At 61.9% G+C, this 6922-nt stretch carries 5 protein-coding genes; all 5 read right to left on the bottom strand.

Annotated features, from left to right (window positions below):
* Positions 1-1214 (bottom strand): DNA-directed RNA polymerase subunit beta' (locus H6718_37050; protein ID MCB9591072.1); only part of this gene is annotated, 1214 nt, incomplete at its 3' end.
* A gap of 10 nt (positions 1215-1224) precedes the next feature.
* Entirely contained in the window at positions 1225-5346 is a 4122-nt protein-coding gene (rpoB, locus tag H6718_37045; protein MCB9591071.1) for a DNA-directed RNA polymerase subunit beta, read from the bottom strand.
* Positions 5347-5630: 284 nt separating this feature from the next.
* Positions 5631-6008 (bottom strand): 50S ribosomal protein L7/L12, encoded by a 378-nt coding sequence (gene rplL / locus H6718_37040; GenBank protein MCB9591070.1) that lies wholly within the window; start codon positions 6006-6008, stop codon positions 5631-5633.
* Positions 6009-6172: 164 nt separating this feature from the next.
* Entirely contained in the window at positions 6173-6694 is a 522-nt protein-coding gene (locus tag H6718_37035; protein ID MCB9591069.1) for a 50S ribosomal protein L10, read from the bottom strand.
* On the bottom strand, positions 6694-6922 hold a 229-nt coding region (locus H6718_37030; protein ID MCB9591068.1), incomplete at its 5' end, for a 50S ribosomal protein L1. The genes H6718_37035 and H6718_37030, both read right to left, overlap by 1 nt.

Below are 6922 nucleotides of genomic sequence, written 5' to 3'. Positions count from 1 at the left end.
TCCTTCTCCACCATCTTCTTCGCGCTCTTGATGGTGTTGACGTAGCCGCGCTCCTCCAGCTTGTTGTAGATGAAGGGCTTGAACAGCTCGAGGGCCATCTTCTTCGGCAGACCGCACTGATGTAGCTTCAGCGTGGGGCCGACGACGATGACGGAACGACCTGAGTAGTCGACGCGCTTGCCGAGCAGGTTCTGACGGAAGCGCCCCTGCTTACCCTTGAGCATATCGCTCAAGCTCTTCAGCGGGCGCTTGTTGGGACCGGTGATGGTCTTGCCACGGCGACCGTTGTCGAACAGCGCGTCCACCGCCTCCTGCAGCATGCGGCGCTCGTTGCGGATGATGATCTCAGGCGCGTTGAGCTCGAGCAGACGCTTCAGGCGGTTGTTGCGGTTGATGACGCGACGGTAGAGGTCGTTCAAGTCGCTGGTTGCGAAGCGACCACCATCGAGGGGCACCAGGGGACGCAGGTCCGGCGGCAGCACGGGGATGACACTGAGCATCATCCACTCCGGGCGGTTGCCGCTTCCACGGAACGCCTCCACGACCTTGAGACGCTTGGCAATCTTCTTGCGCTTGGCCTCGCTGGTCGCGACCTTCATTTCCGCACGGAGCTGCTCCGCGAGGTCGTGCACCTCGACGCGCTTGAGCAGCGAGACCACGGCCTCGCCACCCATCTGCGCCTCGAACGCGTCGTCGCCGTACTCGTCGAGCAACTGGGCGTACTTTTCCTCGGTGAGCAGGTCGCCGAGCGCGAGCCCCGTCTCCTTGGGATCGATGACGATGTAGGCCTCGCAGTAGAGAACCTTCTCGAGATCCTTGAGGGTGATGTCGAGGATGTTGCCGATACGCGAGGGCAGGCTCTTCAAGAACCAGATGTGCGCGACCGGCGTGGCCAGGTTGATGTGGCCAAGCCGCTCACGACGCACCTTGCTCTGGATGACTTCGACACCGCACTTCTCGCAGACGATGCCACGGTGCTTCATGCGCTTGTACTTGCCGCAGATGCACTCGTAGTCCTTCACCGGTCCGAAGATCTTCGCGCAGAAGAGCCCGTCGCGCTCCGGCTTGAAGGTTCGGTAGTTGATGGTCTCGGGCTTCTTTACCTCGCCGTGTGACCACTCCTTGATCTTCTCAGGGCTGGCCAGCGAGATCCGCATGGCCGAGAAGGAGAGCGGATCCTTGGGCTTCTCGAAGAAGGAGAAAATATCTCTCATCGTTAACCTCTCACTCCTCGGCTGCGGTAGCCGTCTCGACCAATTCCACGTTCAAACACAAAGACTGAAGCTCTTTGATCAACACGTTGAAGCTCTCCGGCAGGCCGGCCTCCAGCGTGTAATCACCCTTCACGATCGCCTCGTACATGCGAGTACGACCCTGGACGTCATCGCTCTTTACCGTGAGGAACTCCTGGAGCGCGTAGGCGGCACCGTAGGCCTCCATCGCCCAGACTTCCATTTCACCGAGACGCTGACCGCCGAACTGCGCCTTACCACCCAGCGGCTGCTGCGTGACGAGGGAGTACGGCCCGATGGAGCGCGCGTGGATCTTGTCGTCGACGAGGTGATGTAGCTTCAGCATGTACATCACACCGACGGTGACATCCTCGTCGAAGGGCTCCCCGGTGCGTCCGTCGAACACGATCGACTGACCCGAGGGGTTCACCCCGGCGAGCTTCAGCGCGCCCTTGATCTGGACCTCCGACGCACCATCGAACACCGGCGTGGCGAAGAACACGCCGCGCTGGAGCTTCCTCGACAGATGCTTGATGTCGTCGTCCGTCATCTGGTCGATCTTGACCATGGCCTCGGCGTCGTTCGCGTAAACCTCGCGGATACGCGTACGCAGCTTGTCCACGTGCGCCTTGTGCTCGAGCAGCCGCTCGATGCTCTTACCGAGCATCTTCGCGCCCCAGCCAAGGTGGGTCTCCAAGATCTGCCCCACGTTCATACGGCTAGGCACGCCGAGGGGGTTGAGGACGATGTCGACCGGAGTGCCATCGGCGAGGTAAGGCATATCCTCTTCCGGGAGGATACGGCTCACGACACCCTTGTTTCCGTGACGACCGGCCATCTTGTCGCCGACCTGGAGCTTGCGCTTGATGGCGATGTAGACCTTCACCATCTTGATCACGCCCGGGGGCAGCTCGTCGCCGCGGCTCAGGCGGTCGATCTTGTCGCGGAAGTGCTCCTCGCGGGTGCGGACGAGCTCGTCCAGGTCATGAAGCAGCTGGGCGATTTGGTCACTGCCCTCTTCCAGCTGAATCTCGCCCCAGTACTTGCGCGGGATGCCGTCGAGCACCTCGTCGCTGAGCTTGTCGTCCTTCGCGAGCAACACCTTACCCGAGTCGTCGACCAGCTTGGCCGTGGTGACCTTGCCGGCGAGCACGTCGCGCATCTTGCGGAAGTAAGAGTCACGAATGACCTTCACCTCTTCATCGCGGGTACGCTCGAGCTTCGCGCGCTCCTGATCCTCGATGGCCTTGGCGCGCTCGTCCTTGTCGGTGCCCTTGCGGGAGAAGATGCGCGCGTCGATCACGATGCCGCCGACACCCGGAGGTACCTTGAGCGAGCTGTCGCGAACGTCGCCTGCCTTTTCACCGAAGATGGCGCGCAGGAGCTTCTCCTCCGGGGAGAGCTGGCTCTCGCCCTTGGGAGTGATCTTGCCGACCAGGATGTCGCCAGGCTTCACCTCTGCGCCGATGCGGACCACGCCGGCGTCGTCGAGATCCTTCAACGCTTCCTCGCCCACGTTGGGGATGTCGCGCGTGATCTCTTCCTTGCCGAGCTTGGTGTCGCGGGCGATGCACTCGAACTCTTCGATGTGCACCGAGGTGTAGACGTCTTCCTTCGTGACGCGCTCGCTGAGGAGGATCGAGTCTTCGAAGTTGTACCCCTGCCAAGGCATGAACGCGACGACCACGTTCTGGCCGAGCGCGAGCTCGCCCATGTTGCACGCGGGACCGTCAGCCAACACGTCACCCGCGACCACCGTCTCACCCGCGCGCACGATGGGGCGCTGGGTGTAGCAGGTGCTCTGGTTGCTGCGCTGGTACTTGTTCAGGTGGTAGATGTCCGGGACCTCGTCGCCTTCGCCACCCGTGGCGCGAACCACGATGCGCTCGGCGTCGACGCTGACGACCACGCCGTCACGCTTGGCGGCGACACAGACGTTGGAGTCCATGGCCACGCGGCGCTCCATACCGGTGCCCACGAAGGGCGCTTCCGTACGGATGAGCGGCACAGCTTGACGCTGCATGTTTGCGCCCATGAGAGCGCGGTTGGCGTCGTCGTGCTCCAAGAAGGGCACCAGGGCCGCCGCGACGCTCACCATCTGGTTCGGCGCAACGTCCATGAGCGCGATCTGCTCGGGCGAGGTCATGCGGAAGTCGCCGTTGTAACGCGCCGAAACCATGCTGCCGGTGAACTTACCGGTGGGGTCCATGGGCGTGCTCGCCTGGGCGATGTACTTCCCCTCCTCTTGGAGGGCGCTGTACCACTTGATCTCGGGCGTAACCGCGCCTTCCTTTACCGTGCGGTAAGGCGTCTCGACGAAGCCGTACTCATTCACGCGAGCAAAGGTAGACAGCGACGCGATGAGGCCGATGTTCGGACCTTCAGGCGTCTCAATCGGGCAGATACGACCGTAGTGCGTGGCGTGAACGTCGCGCACCTCGAAGCCTGCACGCTCGCGGGTTAGACCACCGGGCCCGAGCGCCGACAGGCGACGCTTGTGGGTCACCTCGCTGAGCGGGTTCGTCTGGTCCATGAACTGCGAGAGCTGGCTGGAGCCGAAGTACTCCTTGACCACCGCGCCGACTGGCTTGGCGTTGATCAAGTCGTGGGGCATGAGCGTGTCGATCTCCTGAGAGACGCTCATGCGCTCCTTGATCGCGCGAGCCATGCGCACCAGACCGATGCGGTACTGGTTCTCCATCAGCTCGCCGACGGCGCGCACGCGACGGTTGCCCAAGTGGTCGATGTCGTCGACGCTGCCACGGCCGTTCTTCAGCTCGATGAGGTGACGCACCGTCTCCACGATGTCGTCGTGGGTCAGGGTGGTGGTCTCGAGGCCAGGGACGTCGACCTCTTCCTTGCCGCTGTAGAACTTGTAGTTCAGCTTGAGGCGACCGACCGCCGAGAGGTCGTAGCGCTCGGCGTTGAAGAACAGGTTGTGGAACAGCGTCTTCGCCGTCTCGAGCGTGGGCGGATCGCCCGGGCGCAGACGACGGTAGATCTCCATGATCGCGTCTTCGGTGGTCTTCACCTTGTCAGCGATCAGCGTATCCCGGAGGAAAGAGCCGACGTTGAGGCCGTCGATGAAGAGCACCTGGAACTCCTTGATGCCGGCCTCATGCAGGCGATCCAGGATGGTCTCGGTGACTTCCTCGTTGCACTCCAGGAGGACCTCGCCGGTCTCCTTGTCGATCACGTCTTCCGCACTGACCTTGCCGATCAGCTCGGTCACCTCGATCGGCAGGCGATCGATGTCACTCTCGCGCAGGCGCTTGATCGCCGCGCGGGTGAACTTGGTGTTCTTCTTGACGATGACCTTGTCGCCAATCTTGATGTCACGGGTCGCGCGCTGGCCGGCGAGGAGGTCGAAGTTGACGCTCTTCTCGTACTTGCCCGGGCCCTTCATGTAGACCGTTTCCGTGTCGTAGAAACGGTTCAGGAGCTCCTGGGTGTTGAAGCCAAGGGCGCGCAACAGCACGGTTGCGTGCATCTTGCGGCGGCGGTCGATGCGGACATACAGGATGTCCTTGTGGTCGAACTCGAAGTCGAGCCACGAACCGCTGTAAGGGATGACGCGAGCGGAGTAGAGCAGCTTGCCACTGGAGTGGGTCTTGCCCTTGTCGTGGTCGAAGAAGACGCCGGGGCTGCGGTGCAGCTGGCTGACGACGACGCGCTCGGTTCCGTTGATGATGAAGGTGCCGGAGTCCGTCATCAGCGGGATTTCGCCGAAGTAGACTTCCTGCTCCTTGATGTCGCGGACGACTCGCTCACCACCTTCGCGAGCGTCGTACACCATGAGCTGAGTGGTGACCTTGATCGGCGCAGCGAACGTCATGCCGCGTTGACGGCACTCCTCGACGTCGTACTTGGGCTTCTCGAGGTTGTACGAAACGAACTCGAGTTCGCTCGTCCCGTCGAAGTCCTTGATCGGGAAGACGCTCTTGAAGACAGACTGCAGACCGATCAGATCACGCTCACGGGGCGTGATGTCAGACTGCAGAAACTTGTCGTAGCTGCTCTTCTGAATGTCGATGAGGTTCGGGACGTCGACGATGGACGCGACCTTCCCGAGGTTCGTACGATGCCGAAAGTTCGACTGAACGACTGACGCCATTCTCAATTCCTCCGAGCCGACTGCTCAAACAGTTCTAGCGGGTACCGACGGCTTGGCTTGGCAAGCGTCGTCCCGCGATAAAGGTGGTGACGAAACGAGTGTGAGGAGTCGTAGGAACGCGATGGGGCGGCACTTGGCTTAGAGCCACGAAGCGCCTGCCTGCGTGGGTGGGTGGGTTGATCTGGTGCTGGGCCTTCAATTGGCCAAGCACCCACGCGGCGGGGGTACCCGCCGCGTGCGTGTTGGTTTTCGAATTTGCTGTATGAATCAAGGGCAAGTGACGCTCACTTGACCTCGACCTTTGCGCCAGCGCCTTCGAGCTTCTTCTTGAGGTCGTCCGCCTCTTCCTTGGAGACGCCTTCCTTGATGGTCTTGGGCGCGCCCTCGACCAGGTCCTTGGCTTCCTTGAGGCCCAGGCCCGTGATCTCGCGCACGGTCTTGATCACGTTGATCTTGCTGCTGCCCGCGTCCGCCAGAACGACGTCGAACTCGGTCTGCTCTTCCTTCGCCTCGGCAGCGACGGCACCGCCGCCACCAGCAACCGCGACCGGTGCGGCGCTCACGCCCCACTTGTCCTCGAGCTCCTTCACGAGTTCTGCGATTTGGATGACGGGAAGGTTCGAGAGGTAATCGACGACCTGCTCCTTAGTGATCTCGGCCATTTTGGGTGCTCCTTACTGATGCTCTTCGAAGCGCGGGCTGCTTTGTCACGACCGCAGCTTTGAAAGCAAAGATTTCAATTAGATGTTGTTGTGATGCTTAGAAAAACTCGATTGGTGGGGCTCAAGCCGCCGTAGGCAGCGAGCTCCCGGGGGACTTGGTGACCTCAGCCAGCCTGTCGCTGCTTGGCGTCCAACAAGTAGACGAAGTTCTGACCGGGTGCTGCGAGCTGACGAACCATGGCCTGAGCCGGAGCCATCATCTGCGCGAGCAGCTGAGAGCGGGCCTCGTCCTTGTTCGGCAGGGTGGCGAGTTGGTTCTCGACGCCCTTGTCGTTCAGCACCTGACCATCGAGCAGACCCGCCTTGATGACGAGCTTCTCGTTGTCTTTGCGGAAATCCTTGACGATGCGCGCAGCGGCGCTCGGCTCTTCGAAGCTCCAGGCGATGCCCGTCATCCCCTTGAGCGCGGTGCTCAGGGAGTCGACGTACGGTGCCTCGCTGATGGCGCGGCGGATCAAGGTGTTCTTGCAGACCTTGTACTCCACGCCCTTCTCCTTGAACTTGGCGCGGAGGCTGCTGACCTCGGCCACGTTCATTCCGGAGAAGTCCAGGAACACGGCGGATGACATGCGCTCGAAGCGATCTTTGATCGCGCCGACTTGCTCAGTCTTCTGTGCCTTGTCCATCAGCTTTCCTCCTGCGGTGCGCCGAGGGCGACGGCCGTGTCAACGCGCACGCCAGGACCCATGGTGCTGGAGAGCGTGATGCTACGAACGTAGACGCCTTTGGCGGTCGACGGCTTCTTCGCGACGAGCTCGGTGATGAGCGCGCCGGCGTTTTCCGAGAGCTTCTGCTGGTCAAAGGAGACACGGCCGATGCGGCAGTGGACGACTCCCGCGCGATCCACGCGGTAC

This window comes from Polyangiaceae bacterium (assembly GCA_020633205.1).
Taxonomy (GTDB): Bacteria; Myxococcota_A; Polyangia; order Polyangiales; family Polyangiaceae; genus JAHBVY01.
This window is presented reverse-complemented; position numbering and strand designations above follow the sequence as displayed.